This window comes from Kluyvera genomosp. 3, assembly GCF_011765685.1.
GTDB classification, from domain to species: Bacteria; Pseudomonadota; Gammaproteobacteria; order Enterobacterales; family Enterobacteriaceae; genus Kluyvera; species Kluyvera georgiana_A.
The window spans coordinates 2,807,712-2,826,779 of the sequence record NZ_CP050321.1; the positions used below are offsets into that span (position 1 = coordinate 2,807,712).

Consider the following 19,068-nt stretch of genomic DNA (forward strand, 5'->3'; position numbering starts at 1 on the left):
CTGCCGGGTCAGTGTGGGAAAAGTGTTACTCTTCGCCCTTCTTATTGCTCAGGCCATATTCCCGCAATTTGTTCGCAATCGCCGTGTGCGATACGCCCAGACGCTTGGCGAGTTTACGGGTACTTGGATAGCTGCGGTAAAGCTGAGTCAGCACCGAGCGTTCAAAGCGGCGGGTAATATCGTCCAGCGAACCTTCCATCGCCTCTTCGCCGACCGCGGCGCTTGAAACGTCATGGTCCGGCAGCAGCACGTCCTGCGGACGCAGCTCGTAGCCTTCCAGTTGGGTCAGCGCACGGTAGACCGCATTCTTCAGTTGGCGAACGTTACCCGGCCAGCCGTAGCGGGTCAGCACGGTGTTAAGGTCGGTAGACAGCTTCGGCCGCGAAATCCCTTGTTCATCGGCAAAGCGCGCGACAAACAGTTCAGTCAGCGGCATGATGTCCTGCGGACGATCGCGCAGCGGCGGCAAGTTGAGAGTCAGCACGTTAAGGCGGTAGTAGAGATCTTCACGGAACAGTCCTTTTTGCACCAGTTCCACCAGATTTTTCTGCGTCGCGCAGATAACGCGCACGTCAACGTGCACTTCATGATCTTCACCAACACGGCGGAAAGTGCCGTCGTTAAGGAAGCGCAGCAGTTTGGTCTGCATACGCGGCGACATTTCACCAATTTCATCCAGCAGCACCGACCCACCGTTGGCCTGCTCAAAGAACCCTTTTTTGCCGTCGGCAGCGTCGCCAAACAGCTCGCTTTCCACCGCGTCTTCCGGAATGGAGCCGCAGTTCAGTGCCAGATACGGCTTCGCCGCACGCGGGCTGGCCAGATGGCAGGCATGCGCCAGCAGGTCTTTGCCGGTGCCGGTTTCGCCGACGATCAGCAGCGGCGCGGTGAGCAGCGCCAGCTTGCGCGCCTGATCCACCACCTGACGCATCCGCGGGCTTACGGCGACAATCTGACTGAACGCGCTGACGTCCTGCGTGGTCATGGTTTGCAGCTGACGGCCCATGCGCAGCGTGGAGCGTAACATCACGACAGCGCCAGCCAGAATACGCGCGTCATTCTCACCGTTGAGATACACCGGCGTGGCCTCCAGCAGGAAGTTTTGCCCGTGGATCACGACATGTTCAGCATGTGACTCCACCGTATCGCTCTCCAGCCAGCGCTGGAAGTTGAAGCCGCTAATCAGTTGCGCCACGTTATGGTTGCGCATGCGCTCCTGGCTAAGACCAAACAGCTGGCAGCTTGCCGGGTTAGCGCGTTCAATTTTGCTGCGCGTGTCCAATGAGAGCACCGGCTCCGGCATCGCTTCCAGCAGCGCGCTCAACGCCAGATGTTCGCGCTCTGAGGGCATCCACGGCACGGTGCGGACGTCGGTGACGCCAGCAATACGGCGGATCTCCGCCATCAGGCTGCTGAAGCTGGCGAAATCCAGCTCCGCGAAATTCAGGTAGATTCGGCCAACAGGGTCGATATCGATGCCGCGCAGGTCAATGCCGCGCAGGACCAATAAATCGAGCAGTTCACGTGTCAGACCGAGACGGTCTTCACAAAAGACTTCAAGACGCATGTGGGGGTTCACCCTTATAAGCCAAAGACGTATGAATCATAAGACACTTATTCGCTGGCGTGAAGATGACTGTCAACAATTATTGACAGTATGGCGGAAAAATAGCCGTTGCGCCGTAAAGTTATGCGTTCAATTAATAAACCGTACCCAACGGTCCCCTCGCCCCTTCCTGTCTCTTATACACAAATTCGTGGGACAGGCCTAATATCTGTCAGTAAGGTGAAGGGTTCCGTTCACTTTACGTCAGGCGGAACATGAGATCTTTTCACCGGTGAACGGGCCAAGGGGGGCGGCCGCGCCCCCCTTGACAATCCCCGCGGCCCCGCGGGGAAATCGGTGCTTCGCACTACACTCACCTACGAACTCCAGCCTGCGGCACGGCGAAACTCGAGATTACTCGTCCCATCCCTGGGACTCGCCCTTCGGGCCAACGCAAGCGTTGTTCAAAATTGCTCCCGGCAATTTTGTCCTGTCTCGGTTCGCCTCAGTCCGCCATCCATGGCGTCCTGACCTTGTCTTCCATTCTTCGGCTCGCCGATTTCCAGCGGGGACTCATCGGTTTCAGTAGCTCTGGTTTTTGCTGTTAACTAAAAGACCGCACTGGTGTTGGTGGCGTCTAAATCGCCGAAGCGTTCCCTGAAGGCCGGGGCAGCCCACAGGGATGTGGGCTGAGGGCGCGGCTTTACAGGGACGTTACCTCGCGCCCGACCCGAAAGCCGTAAGGGATAAGCTGAGGGAACCGCGTAGCGGCGATTTTGCCGCCAGAGCCCGGGGGTGCAGGGGGCGGCGGCGACTGCCCGCCCCTTGCGCGCTCCCTGCGCCCGTGCAATTTATATGGCGAGAGCAGAATAAGGAGCGCAACGGAGTGATAAATCCCAAAACATATCCCTCTGGCTGCTCACTATCATCGGGGATTTGTGTATGAGAGACAGCGCCCCTTCGGGTAGAAGGGGCCAATTGCGCCAGGGGGAAAGAGTTACCCCATCCGGTGTTCGCCGCGCTCCAGCGCCGTACGATCAAAGAAGCGCTGAATCACCCCGCTGGCCATAAACGCCGCACGGTCGGACATGTGTGCAATCACATCTGCATCGTGGCTCACCAGCAGATAGGTCATGCTGTGTTCCCGCTTCAGGCGATTGAGTAAATTGAGGATCTCTGCCTGCACCGACATATCCAGCGCCGATGTAGGTTCATCGAGCAGCAGAATTTTGGGCCGCAGCAGCAGCGCTCGGGCAATCGCCACGCGCTGGCGCTGGCCGCCGGAAAGCTGATGTGGATAGCGGCTGGCGGCATCTGCGGGCAAACCCACCTGCTCCAGCGCCGTCTGCACCCGCGCTGCAATATCCGTTTCGCCGTGAATTTTCAGCGGTTCGGCCAGCGTGCGCCACAGCGTATGGTTCGGGTGCAACGACGCGTACGGATCCTGGAAAACCATCTGCACGTTACGGCGTCGTTCTCCCTGGAAACGTGATCCCGGCGTAATGCGCTGACCAAACAGCGCGACGTTGCCGCGCCACTCGCGCTGAAGCCCGGCAATGACGCGTAAAATCGTCGATTTGCCGCAGCCTGATTCACCAATCAGGCTAAAGGTCTCTCCCTCATCGACGTGAAAACTGGCGGCAGACACCGCCGTTTTTTCACCAAAGGTCACCTGTAGCGCCTCAAGATTAACGATCGCCATGTGCTGCCTCCGTAAAATTCTGCGTGCGGTCCAGCGTCGGCAGCATCTGCCCGTAAGTTTGCGCGTTCGGGCGACAGGTCCATAGCGTGCGGGTATAAGGATGCGTCGCCTGTGGCAGCTCGCGGGCCGCCATCTCATCAACGCCGTTGCCCTGATACATCACCAGCACCCGATCGCAGTGCTGGGCCACCAGCGGAAGATCGTGGCTAATCAGCAACATCGCCATATGCCGCTGCTCGCACTGCGTCACCAGCAGCTCAAGGATCTGGTTACGCAACCGCGCGTCCAGCGCCGAGGTCGGTTCATCGGCAATCAGTACCTGCGGGTCGTTGATCAACGCAATGGCGATCATCACCCGCTGCCCCATGCCGCCGGACAGTTCGCCCGGATAGCGGCTCAGCACGCGTACGTCCAGCCCCATCGCCAGCACCGCGGCTTCAATTGTCTCCTGTCGTTCACGGCGGCTCAGTCTCTGATGCAGCGTTAACGCTTCTTCCAGCTGTGCATAAATCGTTTTCACCGGATTCAGCGCGTAGCGAGGATCCTGCAACACCATCGCAATATCGTTACCGCGCAGCGCGCGCCAGCCTTTAGCGTCCAGCGACAGCACATCGCGCCCCAACACGTTGAGACGCTTAGCGCTAACGATGCCGGGTTTGCGCACCAGCCCCATCAGCGCACGTGCGGTCATGGATTTGCCGGAGCCGGATTCTCCCACCAGCGCCAGCCGCTCGTTGCCGAGGGTAAAGCGCATCTGGTTGACGACCCGTGCGCCGGGATAATCAATATTCAGCCCTTCTACGGAGAGTCGTGGCTCAGTCATGTTGCGGCTCCAGTACGTCACGTAAACCATCACCCAGCAGGTTAAACGCCAGGCTGGCGATCAGAATCGCGGCCCCTGGCGCAGCGGCAATCCACCACTGGTCAAATATCACCTGCATGCCGTCGGCTATCATCGCGCCCCACTCCGCCATCGGCGGACGCGCGCCCAGACCGAGGAAACCAAGCCCGGCGGCGGCCAGAATGATCCCCGCCAGATCCAGCGCCAGCCGCACGATCGCCGATGGCAGACACAGCGGCAGAATATGGCCCACCAGCAACCGCAGACCACGAATGCCCATCATCTCAGCGGCGGCCAGATAATCGCTGTGCCGCAGGCGCTGAATCTCGCTGCGTGCCTGACGCGCGTAGGCGGGCCAGGTAGTTAGCGCCAGCGCCAATGCGCCGTTGACCAGCCCGGGGCCAAGCATCGCCACAAAGGCAAAGGCCAGAATCAATCGCGGCATCGACATGACGACATCGGTAAAGCGCATCAGAATGCGCTCCAGCCAGCCGCCGTAATAGCCGGAAAGAATCCCTATCAGCAGCCCTACCGGCAGCGTAATTACCGTCACCAGCGCAACCAGCCCCAGCGCCGGACGGGTGCCGTAAATCAGCCTTGAGAGCAGGTCGCGCCCGTAGCTGTCGGTGCCCAGCCAATGCTGGGCCGAAGGCATTTGCAGGCGCATCGCGGCGTCCTGCCAGTTCGGATCCATTGGCGCGAGCCACGGCGCGAAAAGCGCAATCAGCAGCAGTAAAGCGATAACCATCAGCCCGCAGAAGGCCGCAGGGGAACGCAACAGACGGCGTAAAAATAGCGAAGCTGGCATCAGCGAACCCTCGGGTCGGTTAGCCGCACCAGAACATCGGTGAGGTTATTAATCAACACAAAACAAACGCCGATCAGCAGCGTTCCTCCCATAATCGCCGCCGTATCGCCAGCAAACAGCGCCGTCGTCAGATAGCGCCCAATGCCCGGCCAGGAGAACACCGTCTCGGTCAGCACGGCGCCTTCCAGCATCGAGGTATAGGCCAGCGCAATCACCGTCAGCAGCGTACCGCGGATGTTCGGCAGCACGTGGCGAAGCAGAATGCTCATCTCCCCGGCGCCCTTCGCGCGCGCCAGCAGAATGTACTCTTTGTTCATCTCGCTCAGGCAGGCGGAACGCGTGAGGCGCGTGATGCTCGCGAGCGAATAGTAGGCCAGCAGCAGCACCGGCAGCACCAGATGGCTGAAGGCGTTGCGGAACGCCTCTTTGTCGCCGGAAAGCCAGGTATCAATCAGCGCGAAACCGGTTTTCGGCTCGATAGTGAACTGATAAATATCGTCCAGCCGACCGGGGCCAGGGCTCCACTGCAGCTTCGCGTAAAACAGCGCCAGCATCAGCAGCCCAAGCCAGAAAATCGGCACCGAGTTGCCCAGCAGCGTCAGCGTGCGCACGGCGAAATCCCATGGTGAACCGGCATAGCGGGCGCAGAGTACCCCGGCTACCACGCCGAAAACCGCGCCGATAATCAGCGCCAGCGTCGCCAGTTCCAGCGTTGCCGGAAACGCTGCCAGCAGATCGTGCAGCACTGGCTGCCCGGTCGCGCTGGCGGTGCCGAGATCGCCATGGGCCAGATTGACAAGATAGCGCCAGAACTGTACGGGCAGTGAGCGGTCAAGACCAAGCTGGTGACGCACCTGATCGTAGGTCGATTGACTGGCGTGATCGCCAACAATTTGCAGCACCCTGTCAACAGGAGAGAGCGCGGAGAGCGCGAAAGTGACCAGCAGCAGCCCCAGCAGGGTGAGCGCCAGCGTGAGCAGGCTTTGCAATAGCGCCGACAGTAAACGCCGGGTGCGTTGCGCGGTGGGATTCGGTAAAGCGGCGGGCATGAGTATTCCGTATATCAACGATAAAACGAACGACAGCGGCCCGACGATTGAGGCCGTCGGGCCGCTGAAGCGATGGCGTTACTTAGTGACGCGGTCGTACCAGACCATATCGGCGTTAAGCCCCTGCTGATAGCCTTTCACGTTATCGCGAACCACAATCTGGGTTTTTCCCTGATCGATAAAGACGTACGGCGATTGACGCTGGAGTTCTTCCTGCATTTTTTTGTACAGGTCGAGGCGTTTCGCGGTATCCGGCTCAGCCACCGCCGCCAGCGTCGCTTTGTTCAGTTCAGGGATTTTCCAGCTGTTCAACCCGGCCACGGTGCTGGACTTACCATCGTTATAGGCGAAGGCGCTGGCGTTAGAGTGGGCATCGAAGTAATCCGGGATCCACAGGCGAATCGCCGCCTGATGCTGTTTCGCCCGCACCCGAGCGTAAACCTGGCTGCCGGCGGCAGGCAACAGATCGACCTTCACCCCGCCCTGCGCAAAGCTCGCCTGCATCGACTGCGCGATGGTGATAAACGGCGGTTTATTTTCCACATCGAGGGTAAAGTGCGCGTCTTTGATGCCCGCTTTAGCCAGAATCTCTTTCGCTTTCGCCGGGTCAAATTTGAACGGCGTGTTATCCAGCGCGCCCGGGAAACCGACCGGCAGGAAGCTCTGATGCACGAAGTACTGGCCTTTCAGCAGATCTTTAGTGATGCCGTTATAGTCCACCAGCCAGCGGGCCGCTTCCCAGAACGCCGGGTTGGCCAGCAGCGGGTTGGCGCTGTTGCCGGTGTTGAACACCAGGTAGTTTTGCTCGGCGGAAGGAATACTCAGCACCTGCAGGCCCGGTTTGCCCTGCAGAGCGTCAATCTGGTCAGCTCCCAGATCGCGCGCCACGTCGGCGTCGCCCTGCTGAATCAGCAGACGACGGGAGGCCGGATCGGGCACGTTTTTGATGATCACGCTTTTCAGCTTCGGCGCGCCGGTCGGCGAGGTTTCGTTCGCTTCCAGCACGATCGCCTGATGCGGTTGATAGACGCGCATTTTGAAGGCACCGCTGCCCGCAGAGTGCATTTTCAGCCACTCGTTGCCGAAGTCGCTGCCTTTGACGTTGGCGGCCACCAGCTTCTCATCCACAATCGAGGCAATCGGCGTGGACAGAATATTCAGCGCCACCGCCGGGCTGACGTCGGCGGTCCAGCTGAGCTGCAGGGTATGGTCATCCACTTTCTTCAGCTGGCTGGCGATGTTGTCCGGCTGCCAGCCGAGGACGTTGAGAATGAATGCCGGTGATTTGTTCAGCGTCACGGCACGGGTGTAAGAGAAGATGACATCTTCCGGACGCAGCGGGTTGCCGGAAGCAAATTTCGCGTCGCTTTTCAGCTTGATGGTCAGCGTTTTCGCTGCCGCATCGGCCTGCCAGCTTTCCGCCAGAATCGGCGTAATTTTTGCCGGATCGTTGCGGTCTGGCTGCACCAGACGCTGATAAAGGCTCGGCACCGTCTGGATGCTGGAGAGCTCGTTGGCCTCCGCCGGGTCGAGGCTGACAATATCGTCCAGCCCCTGAGCCACTACCAACGTGTTCGGTGGGGTGGCAGCATACGCGGAGGCTGACAGCGCGGTCAGCACAAATAACGGCAGCAGTTTTCTGGTCATCGGACTTCCTGAGAGTGATCATGCAGTTGACGGTATCCGCTAAGTTAGCCCCGCATGTCACTTTCAGTAAAGTTAAGTATAGATATACCTTATGCCATTTTGGAATAAGGTTATTTATCTTCGCTTATTGATCCGGCGTCGCTGCTGTCTTGCCTTTCTGCACCGTGGTCTTCAACTGCCCCACCAGCTCACGACGGAAATCGCCAAGACGCGGTTTGTCGTTATCGATCCACGGCAGCGGGCGGCAAAGCTCCATCGCCTTGATGCCTAGACGCGCGGTCAACAACCCGGCCCCAATGCCCTGCGCCGCGCGCGTGGACAGACGCGCCGCCAGATCCTGCGACATCCAGTCCATGCCAATCTCACGCACCAGTTCGCTGGCCCCGGCAAAGGCGATATTAATCAGCACCAGACGGAACAGGCGCAAGCGGCTGTAGTAGCCCAGCTCAATGCCGTACAGGTTGGCGATGCGGTTGATCAGGCGCAGGTTGCGCCAGGCGATAAAGCCCATGTCCACCAGCGCCAGCGGGCTGACGGCAATCATCAGCGTCGATTCCGCCGCCGAACGGCTGATTTCACGACGCGCCTGAGCATCCAGAACCGGCTGCACCAGATGCGCGTAGAGGCTCACCACCTCGCGATCGCTCTGGGTTTCATGGATAGCTGCGTACCAGCGTTGAAGCGCCGGATGCGACTGATCCAATCCGGCCTGACGCGCCAACCCTTCGCAGAACGCGCGCGCCTTCCCCACACCGTGGCTGTGCATCAAGGTCCGCGCTTCATCGCGTTCCTGCGCGCGCTGGCGTAACCGCCACAGCCTGCGCCATTCGGTGGCGACCGAACCGACACCCGCCCCCACGATAAGCGCGCCAGCAACGCAGCCGCCCAGCGCGGCCCAGTCCTGGGTTTGCCAGGCGTTGACCGTCCACTGCACGCCCTGCGCCACGACGCTGGCGCCAAACAGCGTCAACCCAGCGGTCACCATTTTGCGCCACAGGCTACGTTTTGGCCGCAGCGCCGCTTCCACGGTGGCTTCGGCCTGCCCTTCCTGCTCACCGTCGGCATCGAGCGCGACGGGAGCAAATTTTTCCGCCGCATCCCCCTCAAACGCCTGTGCGGTTTTAAACTGTTCCGGCTTGACTTCGTCGAGCGGCCCGTCGAAATCGATTCGCGGTTTAAATGAGTCGATCATCGCAGCTTATCTCCAATTAAAAACTCCAGCGCGGCATCCAGGCGGATATGCGGCAGCGGCTGGTCAACATCCATCGTCTGCGGGCGGAAAGCCTCAAACTGGAAGCCCTGTTTATCCCAGAACGCCTGCCCCGGCAGACGCGCTGGCACTTCGCCTGGATAGACGGTCAGCGGCTGACCGTCGCTCAGCCGGTGTCCGCGCAGCGCGGGGATCTTCTCGCCGTTCACCTCAATCAACCCGCTTTGCGTCGCCTGTACCGACGCCAGCCCCAGGCAGTCCATGGTGATGCCTTCAAAGGCAGCGTTCTGCCAGGCGTCCTGAATCAGCTGTTGCAGCAGCGACACCATGTTGCCGTGCTGATCGACGGTAACGTGATCCGCTTTGGTGGCGGCAAACAGCAGCTTATCAATCACCGGCGAGAACAGGCGGCGGAACAGCGTGCGCTGACCGTAGTGGAAACTGTGCATCAGTTGCGTTAGCGCCAGGCGCATGTCGTTAAATGCCTGCGGCCCGCTGTTCAGCGGCTGCAGGCAGTCCACCAGCACAATCTGGCGGTCAAAACGCAGGAAGTGATCTTTATAGAAGCCTTTCACGACCTTTTCGCAATAGTAGTTAAAGCGTTCGCGAAGCATCCCGGCGTTGCTGTGTTTATCGGCCTGCGCCAGTTTCGCCTCTCCCACGCCGTCAACGTCCGGCCACGGGAAAAATTGCAGCGCCGGCGCGCCGGCCATATCGCCGGGCAGCACAAAGCGCCCCGGCTGAATAAAATGCAGCCCTTCCTGTTTGCAACGGTGCAGATAGTCGGTCCAGGCTTGGGCGATTTCCGCCAGCCGATTTTCATCGGCCGGTGCCAGCGGATCCAGCCCGGCGCACAGCTCGCGCCATTTGGCCGACCATTCGCCACGCTGGCCATTCAGCAGCCCCGTCATCTGCCGCGACCAGGTCAGGTAATCCTGATTGAGCATCGGCAGGTCCAGCAGCCACTCGCCGGGATAATCGACAATCTCCAGGTACAGCGTGGACGTCTCTTTAAAGTGGCGCAGCAGCGAGTCATGCGATTTATAGCGCAACGCCAGGCGAATTTCGCTCACACCGCGCGTCGGCGTTGGCCATGACGGCGGCTGGCCGTACAGCTGAGCCAGCCCTTCATCGTAGGTAAAGCGGGGAATGCCGAGGTCACGCTGGGGTATACGTTTCACCCCCAGCAGACGTTCTTCGCGCACCGCGCTCAACAGCGGCAGCCGCGCGCCGGTATGCACGTTCAGCAGTTGATTCACCAGGCCGGTGATAAACGCGGTCTTGCCGCTACGGCTCAGGCCGGTCACGGCAAGACGAAGATGCCGGTCAACGCCACGGTTGACCAGCGCATTGAATTCATTTTTGAGTCGCTTCATTGCTTATCAGACACTCCTGTCAACGCCGATAGCGCTATTTTGCCATGGGGAAATAGCGTTTGGCGAGGCGCGACAGCAGCGGTTCCAGCGCCACCGCCAGAAACATCTTCAGTGGTCGACGGGCGACGGACTTCACCGCCCACCCGGCAACGCCTGCCGGGCCATAGCGCAGTGCGGTCAGCAGGACAAGCTTGCCGACGATTTTCAAACCGGGTTTCACCTTCTGCCCTGCCCGCTGCCATTTATTGCTCATTATTCACCTCTGTATCAGAGCTGACGGAAACGGCTGCGCAACGTAAAGGTATCGGACGTCACATAGCGTTCCATCTCGCGTAACCGCTGTTCACCGGCGGCCAGTTCCGCATCCACCGCATCCAGCAAATCGCGGCTGGAGGGCTGATGCGGGTTGTTCATCACCCCTTCCGGCATCGGGTCGAGGGCGAAGGTTAAAATGACATAGGCGACAACGACAAAGAAAAAGAGTCCAAACAGCATCGCCAGCACGGTAATAATACGAATCAGCTTCACCGGCACGTCGAGGTACTCGGCAATACCCGCGCAGACCCCTTTCACCATGCCCCGCTGCGGGATTCGCCACAGCTTTTTGTTAAAATCCAGCGCCATTATTTGTCCCTCCAGTTCGGATGTTCGGCATCCAGAATGGCTTCCAGCGCCTGAATACGCTCGCGCATCCGCTTTGCGTCATCGGTTAACTGCATCAACCGCTGCTGCTCGCCCTGTGACAACTCGCCAGAGCGGGAGCGATTGCTGTAGTGCAGCCACAGCCAAATCGGCAATACAAACAGGACAAATAACGTCAGGGGAATGCCGAGGAAAAGCGCGCTCATAGAAACTCCTTATATATTATGAGCAGCGGCACGGTTGGTGCCGCCGGAATCATTATTGGTTGTCCTGCTTCATTTTGGCTTTCAGCGCGGCCAGCTGCTCGCTGATTTCGTCATCGGCCTTCAGTTCGGCGAACTGCTGGTCCAGCGACGGTTGTTTGCCAAAACGATGGCTTTCCGCTTCAGCTTCCATATGGTCGATGCGGCGTTCAAAAGATTCAAAGCGAGCCATCGCTTCATCCAGTTTACCGCTGTCCAGCTGACGGCGCACATCGCGGGACGAATTCGCCGCCTGATGACGCAGCGCGAGAGACTGCTGACGGGCGCGAGTTTCGCTGAGCTTATTCTCCAGCTCGCCAATCTCTTTTTTCATCCGCGCCAGGGTTTCATCCACCAGCGTGACTTCATGTTCCAGCGTATCGATAACATCGGTCAGCTTCTGTTTTTCAATCAGCGCTGCGCGTGCCAGATCTTCTTTATCTTTACGCAGCGCCAGCTCGGCTTTCTCCTGCCACTCTTCCTGCTGCGCCAGCGCGCGTTCGACGCGGCGAGTCAGATCTTTCTTTTCCGCCAGCGCACGGGCGGAAGTGGAGCGCACTTCCACCAGGGTGTCTTCCATTTCCTGGATCATCAAACGGACCAGCTTCTGCGGGTCTTCCGCTTTTTCCAGCAGCGAGTTGATGTTGGCGTTCACGATGTCGGCAAAACGAGAAAAAATACCCATTGTTCAATCCTCATAGTTCTGTGTTTCGGGCTTAGCCCTGCGCAAAGACTATTACAACTTCCGTGCCAACTTTTTATCTTATTGATTATAAACGATGTGATTGAATTTTGTGCCGCAAACGCCTACAGTGAAATGGCGAATTACACCAACAAGTGGCGAATTTCATCATGGCAGATTACAAAGACACCCTTCTCGGCGAGGCCAACCGTTATATTGAAGTGCTGGAACAGGTTTCCCGCCTCGCGCCGCTCAATAAGCCGGTATTGATTATCGGCGAGCGCGGCACGGGTAAGGAGCTTATCGCCAACCGTCTGCACTACCTCTCCTCCTGCTGGCAGGGGCCGTTTATCTCGCTGAACTGCGCGGCATTGAACGAAAATCTGCTCGACTCTGAACTGTTCGGCCACGAAGCCGGGGCCTTTACCGGCGCGCAAAAGCGTCATCCGGGTCGCTTTGAACGTGCAGATGGCGGCACGCTGTTTCTTGATGAGCTGGCCACCGCGCCGATGCTGGTGCAGGAAAAGCTGCTGCGGGTGATTGAATACGGCGAGCTGGAGCGCGTCGGCGGCAGCCAGCCGCTGCAGGTTAACGTCCGCCTGGTGTGCGCCACCAATGCCGATCTGCCTCAATTAGTGGAAGAAGGCGCTTTCCGCGCCGACCTGCTCGACCGGCTGGCCTTTGATGTGGTGCTGCTACCGCCGCTGCGCGAACGCCAGAGCGACATCATGTTGATGGCCGAACATTTCGCTATTCAGATGTGTCGCGAGCTGAAGCTACCGCTGTTCCCCGGTTTTACCGACCGCGCCCGCGACACGCTGCTGCACTACCGCTGGCCGGGTAATATTCGCGAGCTGAAAAACGTGGTCGAGCGTTCGGTTTATCGCCACGGATCCATCGACGAACCGTTGGATGACATTATTATCGACCCGTTCCGCCGCCAGCCCGCCATCGCCGACGAACCCGCAACGGAAATCACCGGCCCGACGCTGCCGTTGAACCTGCGTCAGTTCCAGCTTGAACAAGAAAAAGACCTGTTGCAGCAGAGTCTGCAACAGGCCCGGTTTAACCAGAAAAACGCCGCCGAACTGCTGGGGTTAACCTATCACCAACTGCGGGCGTTATTAAAAAAACACGCGCTGTAAACTTGCACGACCGTCTGGTGCTTTCATTCTGAGAGCACCACTCCTGGCTAATCCATTGTCTGATTTCAGACACACGGTATTCATTAACCTTTCGCGATAACTGCCTTACCATTTTATCCCCGTAAATCGCAAAGAAAGGCAAATGGAGTGAGCGAATTATCAATTCAGGAAACACATGAACAGAGCCTTGAGGTTACACGGCAAGTTCTACAGTCTTTTGGATGGTTCGGGATTTCTGTTGGCGTGCTAAGTGATGCGGAAAAAAGAAGACTGCAAAATGGTATTGAAACGAGCGTACTGAACTGGCCTTGGGCAATGGCACATTATGGCGGAAGTGCCGATGAGGGGATTTTAGATATCACGTTAAAAGTTTCTGACCACGCCGAACCCGACGGTTTGCATGCTGTAATCATTTGTAGATTTGACCCGCGCCGCGACGAGTTTGCTATCTGCATGTTAGAAAACCTCATCAACGACCAGACGACAGTATTGACGGGCAACGTATTAACTATCGCTCTCGTGTACGCAACAACCTTTTGTGACATGAGAGAGATAGAAGATGTCGGGATTCAAGACCCATCAGATGAAGCAAAACCGCGCTACCGCTCATATGGCTTTGCCGAAGACTTTACCCGGTTAAATCGAATGTCCTCCACCGTAGTGGACGTCAAACAGCGAATAAAAAGCAAGGTTCAGGCTATGGAGAACACCTTTGATGAATAATGCTGGCTCCCGGCACTGTTTGTTATGTAATCAGCATTGGTGTAAAATTATAGGCAGCGGCAACTTGCCAGCGAGGAGGCGATATGACCAAACAACATAAGAAAATCGATAAAAACAAAGCGATGACCGCCGCCAAAAAATCGCTGGATTTCTGGACGGCAATTGATGGTAGCAAACTTGCTACGCTCGGCCATCGCGAAAAAGAGATGGATATCATCGGACCGACAAAGAAAGTTAAATTCGTCAATTACGGATAGCTCACTCGTTTTTTAAAAACAATTAAGGCTCCATTTGGAGCCTTAATTGTTTTTAAAATCAGTGACAGAAAGCCGGAAGCATCAGTTTTTACGGCGACGCGGCAGCATCAGCGCGCTAACCACAATGGCCCCCAGGCACAGCAAACAGTTAAACCACAGCGCGTATTGTGCCGCCTTTGCCATGCCGTAGGGTAAAAACAGCGCGTAGAGCGACGCCGTCATCGCCAGGCCAAACGCGCCGCCCAGCGAGCTGCCCATTTTGTAAATCCCGGAGGCGACGCCCACCTTATTTTCCGGCGCGCTGGTGACGGCGGTGTCGGTGGAAGGCGTGGCATAGCAGCCCAGCCCCAGGCCAAACAGGACGTTACTGAAAAAGACGGTCACGATATAGGTCCAGGTGTCGAGGAAAGTACAGGAGATCAGGAAAATCCCCGCCATCGCAATCGCCGGGCCGCCCATCATTGGCAGCCTTGCGCCGTAGCGTTGCAGCAGTTTCTCCCCCACCCGAATCATCAGCAGCACGGTCACCAGATAGCCGAGCGTCATCATGCCCGTCTGGAACGGGCTCAGGTGCCGCCCCTGCTGGAGCCAGATGCTGGTGATCATCATCGTGCCAATCGCGCCGTTCAACATCAGGTTCGACAGCACCGCCGCACTATAAGCGCGATTTTTAAACAGCGCGAAATCGATCAGCGCCGCCTCTTTTTTACGCATTCCGCTACGCACAAAAAAGGTCATCGCCACAATAGCGCCTGTCAGCATCGCCAGCGACAGGCCGCTGGTCCATCCCCAGTGGTGACCTTTGGAGATAAACAGATTGAACAGCACCAGCGCCGCCACGAGGCTCAACAGGCCGCTGAGATCCATTTTATGCTGCACCGCGGTGGCGCTGCGACTCTCCGGGGTGCCGCGAATCAGCCAAAATGCTGCAAACGCCGCCGCAATGGAAAAGACAAAGATCCAGCGCCAACCCAGGCCAGTAGCGATCGCGCCCCCCACAAACGAGCACAGGCCGCTGCCGCCCCACGAACCGATCACCCAGAAGCTGATCGCCCGCTGTCGCGCGCGCCCTTCATACCACGTTTTGATCAGCGCCAATGTCGCCGGCATGATGCAGGCAGCAGACAGTCCCTGAATTACCCGCCCGGTCAGGAACAACAGCGGCCCCTGAGATACCACCAGCAGCGCGCTACCCACCATGCTTAACGCCAGGCCAATCAGCGTCAAACGTACCCGGCCAAATTTGTCGGCCAGCCCACCGCTGGCCACCACAAAGCAGCCGCTGAAGAGTGCGCTGAGGCTCACCGCGAGGGTGAGCGTCTCCAGCGAAATATCGATACTGTTTTTCACTACCGGGACTACGTTAATCACCGACTGAGCAAACAGCCAGAAGGTCAATACGCTCAACACAATCCCCGCCAGCAGCCGGTCGGTGCCGACATACTGCGTTTCACTCAACGTCACGGTACTCATGGCTCGCCCTCATGTTGCGCGCGTCATTTATCCACGCAGGTAGTGTTCCGTCAGGCCGCACCACAGCGCCGCCCCCGTCAGCAGGATGTTGTCGTTAAAGTCGTAGCCCGGGTTGTGAACCATGCAGCGGTCTGGTTCATCGCCCGCGCCGATGGTGAAATAGGCGCCGTTAGGGTTCTGCTCGAGCATAAACGCGAAGTCTTCGCTGCCCATAAACGGATTCACCGTGCCGATAGACTCCGCGCCGAACAGCGACGTCGCCACATCGCGCACCATCTGGTTTGCCTGGGGATCGTTTTTGAGGACCGGACTGCCGTTGACGTGGGTGAGCGTGGCGGTGGCGTTGAAGCTTTCCGCCTGCGCCACGGCGATGTCGTGAATACGTTGCAGTACGGTTTCGCGGACCTGTTCGTTGAGCGTACGCACCGTCAGCTTCATCAGGACTTTATCGTTGATGATATTTGGCGCATGTCCCGCCTGAATACTGCCAACGGTCACCACTACCGGATCAAACGGGCTGATATTGCGTGAGACGATGGTTTGCAGCGCCAGAGTGATATGGCAGGCAACAACGGTGGCATCGACGGTATGCTCCGGCACCGCGCCGTGGCCGCCCACGCCCTGCACTTCGATGTGCAACGTGTCCGAGGAGGCCATCATTGCGCCATCGCGCAGGCCAATTTTGCCCAGCTTCTGCCCCGGCATATTGTGTAAACCAAAAATGTGGTCGCAGGGGAATTTGTTAAACAGACCGTCTTCCAGCATCACCCGGCCACCGTACAACAACTCTTCCGCCGGCTGGAAAATCAGGTGCAATGTGCCGTTAAACTGACGGGTGCGCGCCAGGTACTCCGCGGCATACAGCAGCGTAGTGGTGTGACCGTCGTGTCCGCAGCCGTGGAAACAGCCATCCGTTTCGCTGGCCCACGCTTTGCCGCTGCGTTCCTGCATCGGCAGCGCATCCATGTCGGCGCGCAGCCCCAGCGTTTTGCCGCCGTTACCCACTTTAAGCGTCCCCACCACGCCGGTCCCCGCCAGCCCATAGTCCACTTCATAGCCCCAACTGCTTAGCAGCTTCGCCACTTCGGCGCTGGTTTTGTGCTCCTGAAAACCAATCTCCGGCTGCTGATGAAAGCGGTGGCGTAGCGCGATAAATTCGGCTTCCTGACTCTGCAATGCTTCAACGATAGGATGTGTCATTTTTGTTATCCCTTTATTGCTCCACAGTGATAACGTCGAGTTTATGACGTCGGAGCGGTCACAAAAGGCGATTTTTTGTTTTATATTGACGGAAAATGTAATGACTATTTTTCATACGGTTTAGTTATGACAAAAAACAGACCGTTATTTTTTGTCTTCACTGGAGGGCGGAAAGGTGGCGCAGCAAATCAGTGATTTTTCTGTGGTGGTGCAGGATATTCGTCAGCAGGCATACAACGAACAGCAGACGTTAACGCTGATGTGGCTACTGCATGGGGAGGTCGTGCTGGAAAGTGCCGACGACACGCGTACGCTGCAAACCAACGCGCTGGCCATCATCAATCCCAACCAGCGCTGGCGTTTGCGCGGCGAACAGGCCAATGCGGTGATGACGCTGATGATAGCCAGCAGTTGGCTAACCCGGCTGGACGCGCATTTTTTTGCCTTTGATTATCAAGTTCCACACCCCACGATGGAGCACGAAGGACGGCTGCGCAGCCTGATGCGCCAGCTACTGGTTAGCCATGTGATCAACCCTGAAAACACCTCCCGGCTGGAGGCAAACCGCTGGCTCAGCGAAATTGCCCTGCTGTTGGCAACCCATTTTCAGCAGCCACGCAAAACGGGCGCATCACACAATAATGAGTCCACATGGAGCCACCGTATCCGCCAGGTGGTGACGCGGATTGAGTCACAATACAGCCAGCGCCTGTCGCTTGCTGAAATCGCCCGCGGCGAGCGGGTGTCGGAAGCCTGGCTTTCACGTTTGTTTCACAAAGAAGTCGGCGTCAGTTTTATGCAGTACATCACCGCGCTGCGTCTGGAGAAAGCCGCCGAACAGTTGTTGACAAGCACTTTACCGATACAGCGAATTGCCCAGCAGCAGGGGTTTGCCAGCGCGCGCGTAATGAGCGATCTGTTTAAGCGCCGCCACGGCATGACGCCGCGCCAGTATCGTCAGCAGTCGACCACGGTGGCCCGTAACCGCACGCGCGAGAACCCGCCCGACCGCACGCTGCCGGTGGCCGCCGAGACGCTCTATGCCCTGCTCAATCACACGGGCAAACAGGACTGGGAAAGCCCGCCACCGCTCCAGCCGCCGCTCCAGGCGCGGCGGATTGCCCTCGACACGCTGCCGTCGCGTCGCGTGCCGCTGCGTCATAGCCAGCTCATTATTACGCTGCGCGAACTTGATGATTTGTTGCGTGAAGATGTCCGCCAGTCGCTGATGACGCTCCATGCACAGATACCAATCCACGGGATCGATATCCATGAACCTTTCCTGAGCAGCCGTTTGTTCAGCGACGGCTGGGACGATCCGCAAATGGTCGGCTACGCCTGCTGGTACCATTTACAGCAGGTTTTTACTTTCCTTGCCCGTATGGGATGGCAGGTACTGCTCCACACCAGCCTGACCACGCGTCCCGATCTACTGCGCCAGTTTTTACGCCTTGCCGCGCAGCACTTCCCTCCGTCAACGCTGGCAAGCTGGCAGTTCGTCTGGCACTGGTCGCCACAGGCGAGCGCCGAGGTCTGGGCACAGCAAAAAGCGGCGATCCGGCAATGCTCGCCGGACTCGCAGCTGGGCATCTGCCACCGCTTTACCGTTACCGATGACGATACCGTAGACGACGCAATCCTCACCTCCCCGCTGCTGAGAGAGGCCGATTTTCTCGCCTGCTCGGCCAATGCCAACGAACGTTTCCACCAGCAGCCATTCGACCGCACCCGACTGGCCGCCGCCGAAAACGACCCGGTACAGAAGGTGCGCCAGATCCAGCGCGCTCTACGCCAGCGCCAGCTCGCGTTACCCCTCTGGCTGCTGTCGTGGAACACGCTAACCGGCTCAACCCGGCGTACCAACGGCGAGTTCTTCCGCGGCGCGCTGCTGATGAATAACCTGCTGGGGCTGGCCGATCAGGTACAGCTCACCGGCTTCTGGCTTAACTCCAGCCAGCAGGGTGAGGCGCGTAGCAACGGCACCTTCGATACCTCCAGCCTGGCGCTCTTCTACCATCACGGGCTGACGCGCCCCATCTATTGGGTGCTGTGGCTATGGCGACGTTTACAGGGCGAGGTGTTGGTCAACGATAAAAACGTGCTACTGCTGCATCAACGCGGCCGCTACCAGCTGCTGTTGCGCAACCCGGTGGTGTTTAATCCGTGGCTGTCCAGCGAAGAGGCTTTTATTCAGCGGTTTCGTCAGCAGTACCCGGTACAGCTTCAGGGGCTGAGCGGTAAGTGGAAAATCAAACGCCACCTGTTCGACCAGCACAATGGCGCGCTTTTCCCGCGGCTGGAGGCGATAGAAAGCAGCAGCGGCCCGGACGAGGAGAGCTGGACATGGCTGGCGCACACAACCCGGCCCGCGCTCAGCGTGCGCGAAGAAACGCTGGAGGAAAGCTGGCAGGTGGTTGAGGCGCTGGAGAGCAACGCGCTGGTGTTATACGAGTTAACCCCACTGAGTTGATGACTTTTAAAGCAGTTGCACGCAGACATTTGTACCTGGTAGCCGTAAGTGCGAT

18 protein-coding genes are annotated in these 19,068 nt (G+C 58.3%); 4 read left to right on the top strand and 14 right to left on the bottom strand.

Features of this window, described 5'->3' with window-relative positions:
- Positions 1 to 25: 25 nt before the first annotated feature.
- From tyrR to pspA, 12 genes are all read right to left on the bottom strand, one after another.
- On the bottom strand, positions 26 to 1,567 hold the full coding sequence (gene tyrR, locus GY169_RS13195) for a transcriptional regulator TyrR (RefSeq protein ID WP_064545901.1): 1,542 nt from the start codon (positions 1,565 to 1,567) through the stop codon (positions 26 to 28).
- Between the two features lie 976 nt (positions 1,568 to 2,543).
- A complete protein-coding gene (locus tag GY169_RS13200) occupies positions 2,544 to 3,248 on the bottom strand; it encodes an ABC transporter ATP-binding protein (RefSeq protein WP_167576022.1) in 705 nt (234 codons plus the stop codon).
- Positions 3,235 to 4,071, bottom strand: a complete 837-nt coding sequence (locus tag GY169_RS13205) for an ABC transporter ATP-binding protein (RefSeq protein ID WP_167576023.1) — start codon at positions 4,069 to 4,071, stop codon at positions 3,235 to 3,237. Before GY169_RS13205 ends, GY169_RS13200 begins: the two co-directional genes overlap by 14 nt.
- Complete coding sequence (locus GY169_RS13210) at positions 4,064 to 4,897, bottom strand: ABC transporter permease (RefSeq protein ID WP_167576024.1); 834 nt, start codon at positions 4,895 to 4,897, stop codon at positions 4,064 to 4,066. Before GY169_RS13210 ends, GY169_RS13205 begins: the two co-directional genes overlap by 8 nt.
- Positions 4,897 to 5,946, bottom strand: coding sequence for an ABC transporter permease (locus GY169_RS13215; protein WP_167576025.1), 1,050 nt, complete (start codon positions 5,944 to 5,946; stop codon positions 4,897 to 4,899). The genes GY169_RS13210 and GY169_RS13215 overlap by 1 nt, the downstream gene beginning before the upstream one ends.
- A gap of 78 nt (positions 5,947 to 6,024) precedes the next feature.
- On the bottom strand, positions 6,025 to 7,593 hold the full coding sequence (locus tag GY169_RS13220) for an ABC transporter substrate-binding protein (protein ID WP_167576026.1): 1,569 nt from the start codon (positions 7,591 to 7,593) through the stop codon (positions 6,025 to 6,027).
- A 124-nt stretch (positions 7,594 to 7,717) separates the two neighbouring features.
- Positions 7,718 to 8,785: a YcjF family protein gene (locus GY169_RS13225; RefSeq protein WP_167576027.1), complete on the bottom strand. Its 1,068-nt coding sequence runs from the start codon at positions 8,783 to 8,785 to the stop codon at positions 7,718 to 7,720.
- Positions 8,782 to 10,179: a YcjX family protein gene (locus tag GY169_RS13230; RefSeq protein WP_163447369.1), complete on the bottom strand. Its 1,398-nt coding sequence runs from the start codon at positions 10,177 to 10,179 to the stop codon at positions 8,782 to 8,784. The genes GY169_RS13225 and GY169_RS13230 overlap by 4 nt, the downstream gene beginning before the upstream one ends.
- Before the next feature lie 34 nt (positions 10,180 to 10,213).
- Positions 10,214 to 10,432 carry a phage shock protein PspD gene (pspD, locus tag GY169_RS13235; protein ID WP_167576028.1) on the bottom strand — a complete coding sequence of 73 codons (219 nt, stop codon included), beginning with the start codon at positions 10,430 to 10,432 and terminating at the stop codon, positions 10,214 to 10,216.
- Positions 10,433 to 10,446: 14 nt separating this feature from the next.
- Positions 10,447 to 10,806 (bottom strand): envelope stress response membrane protein PspC, encoded by a 360-nt coding sequence (pspC, locus tag GY169_RS13240; RefSeq protein WP_163447468.1) that lies wholly within the window; start codon positions 10,804 to 10,806, stop codon positions 10,447 to 10,449.
- The gene (pspB, locus tag GY169_RS13245) at positions 10,803 to 11,027 is read right to left on the bottom strand and encodes an envelope stress response membrane protein PspB (RefSeq protein WP_035894063.1); all 225 of its coding nucleotides are present in this window, start codon (positions 11,025 to 11,027) and stop codon (positions 10,803 to 10,805) included. Before pspB ends, pspC begins: the two co-directional genes overlap by 4 nt.
- A gap of 52 nt (positions 11,028 to 11,079) precedes the next feature.
- Positions 11,080 to 11,748 carry a phage shock protein PspA gene (gene pspA / locus GY169_RS13250; protein WP_163447367.1) on the bottom strand — a complete coding sequence of 223 codons (669 nt, stop codon included), beginning with the start codon at positions 11,746 to 11,748 and terminating at the stop codon, positions 11,080 to 11,082.
- A 167-nt stretch (positions 11,749 to 11,915) separates the two neighbouring features.
- On the opposite strand from pspA, the gene pspF reads away from it, so the two are divergent.
- The 3 genes from pspF to GY169_RS13265 all read left to right on the top strand — a co-directional run bounded on the left by pspF (position 11,916) and on the right by GY169_RS13265 (position 13,870).
- Positions 11,916 to 12,890, top strand: coding sequence for a phage shock protein operon transcriptional activator (gene pspF, locus GY169_RS13255; protein WP_167576029.1), 975 nt, complete (start codon positions 11,916 to 11,918; stop codon positions 12,888 to 12,890).
- Between the two features lie 147 nt (positions 12,891 to 13,037).
- On the top strand, positions 13,038 to 13,613 hold the full coding sequence (locus GY169_RS13260; RefSeq protein ID WP_167576030.1) for a hypothetical protein: 576 nt from the start codon (positions 13,038 to 13,040) through the stop codon (positions 13,611 to 13,613).
- Positions 13,614 to 13,696: 83 nt separating this feature from the next.
- Positions 13,697 to 13,870 (top strand): hypothetical protein, encoded by a 174-nt coding sequence (locus GY169_RS13265; protein ID WP_164092385.1) that lies wholly within the window; start codon positions 13,697 to 13,699, stop codon positions 13,868 to 13,870.
- 81 nt (positions 13,871 to 13,951) lie between these two features.
- On the opposite strand, the gene GY169_RS13270 is transcribed toward GY169_RS13265, so the two are convergent.
- On the bottom strand, positions 13,952 to 15,343 hold the full coding sequence (locus GY169_RS13270; RefSeq protein WP_167576031.1) for an MFS transporter: 1,392 nt from the start codon (positions 15,341 to 15,343) through the stop codon (positions 13,952 to 13,954).
- Between the two features lie 27 nt (positions 15,344 to 15,370).
- Positions 15,371 to 16,543, bottom strand: a complete 1,173-nt coding sequence (locus GY169_RS13275; RefSeq protein ID WP_167576032.1) for a M20 aminoacylase family protein — start codon at positions 16,541 to 16,543, stop codon at positions 15,371 to 15,373.
- Between the two features lie 175 nt (positions 16,544 to 16,718).
- Here GY169_RS13275 and GY169_RS13280 point away from each other — a divergent pair, with 175 nt between their 5' ends.
- On the top strand, positions 16,719 to 19,013 hold the full coding sequence (locus tag GY169_RS13280; protein ID WP_223882096.1) for a helix-turn-helix domain-containing protein: 2,295 nt from the start codon (positions 16,719 to 16,721) through the stop codon (positions 19,011 to 19,013).
- Positions 19,014 to 19,068 lie beyond the last annotated feature (55 nt).

What these genes read in the sequence shown, in the direction of transcription:
- GY169_RS13210 (WP_167576024.1), bottom strand. Translation starts at nt 4,897, where the DNA reads ATGCCAGCTTCGCTATTTTTACGCCGTCTGTTGCGTTCCCCTGCGGCC.
- pspF (WP_167576029.1), top strand. Translation starts at nt 11,916, where the DNA reads ATGGCAGATTACAAAGACACCCTTCTCGGCGAGGCCAACCGTTATATT.
- GY169_RS13270 (WP_167576031.1), bottom strand. Translation starts at nt 15,343, where the DNA reads ATGAGTACCGTGACGTTGAGTGAAACGCAGTATGTCGGCACCGACCGG.
- GY169_RS13200 (WP_167576022.1), bottom strand. Translation starts at nt 3,248, where the DNA reads ATGGCGATCGTTAATCTTGAGGCGCTACAGGTGACCTTTGGTGAAAAA.
- GY169_RS13225 (WP_167576027.1), bottom strand. Translation starts at nt 8,785, where the DNA reads ATGATCGACTCATTTAAACCGCGAATCGATTTCGACGGGCCGCTCGAC.
- pspD (WP_167576028.1), bottom strand. Translation starts at nt 10,432, where the DNA reads ATGAGCAATAAATGGCAGCGGGCAGGGCAGAAGGTGAAACCCGGTTTG.
- GY169_RS13220 (WP_167576026.1), bottom strand. Translation starts at nt 7,593, where the DNA reads ATGACCAGAAAACTGCTGCCGTTATTTGTGCTGACCGCGCTGTCAGCC.
- GY169_RS13230 (WP_163447369.1), bottom strand. Translation starts at nt 10,179, where the DNA reads ATGAAGCGACTCAAAAATGAATTCAATGCGCTGGTCAACCGTGGCGTT.
- GY169_RS13275 (WP_167576032.1), bottom strand. Translation starts at nt 16,543, where the DNA reads ATGACACATCCTATCGTTGAAGCATTGCAGAGTCAGGAAGCCGAATTT.
- pspA (WP_163447367.1), bottom strand. Translation starts at nt 11,748, where the DNA reads ATGGGTATTTTTTCTCGTTTTGCCGACATCGTGAACGCCAACATCAAC.
- tyrR (WP_064545901.1), bottom strand. Translation starts at nt 1,567, where the DNA reads ATGCGTCTTGAAGTCTTTTGTGAAGACCGTCTCGGTCTGACACGTGAA.
- pspB (WP_035894063.1), bottom strand. Translation starts at nt 11,027, where the DNA reads ATGAGCGCGCTTTTCCTCGGCATTCCCCTGACGTTATTTGTCCTGTTT.
- GY169_RS13205 (WP_167576023.1), bottom strand. Translation starts at nt 4,071, where the DNA reads ATGACTGAGCCACGACTCTCCGTAGAAGGGCTGAATATTGATTATCCC.
- GY169_RS13265 (WP_164092385.1), top strand. Translation starts at nt 13,697, where the DNA reads ATGACCAAACAACATAAGAAAATCGATAAAAACAAAGCGATGACCGCC.
- GY169_RS13215 (WP_167576025.1), bottom strand. Translation starts at nt 5,946, where the DNA reads ATGCCCGCCGCTTTACCGAATCCCACCGCGCAACGCACCCGGCGTTTA.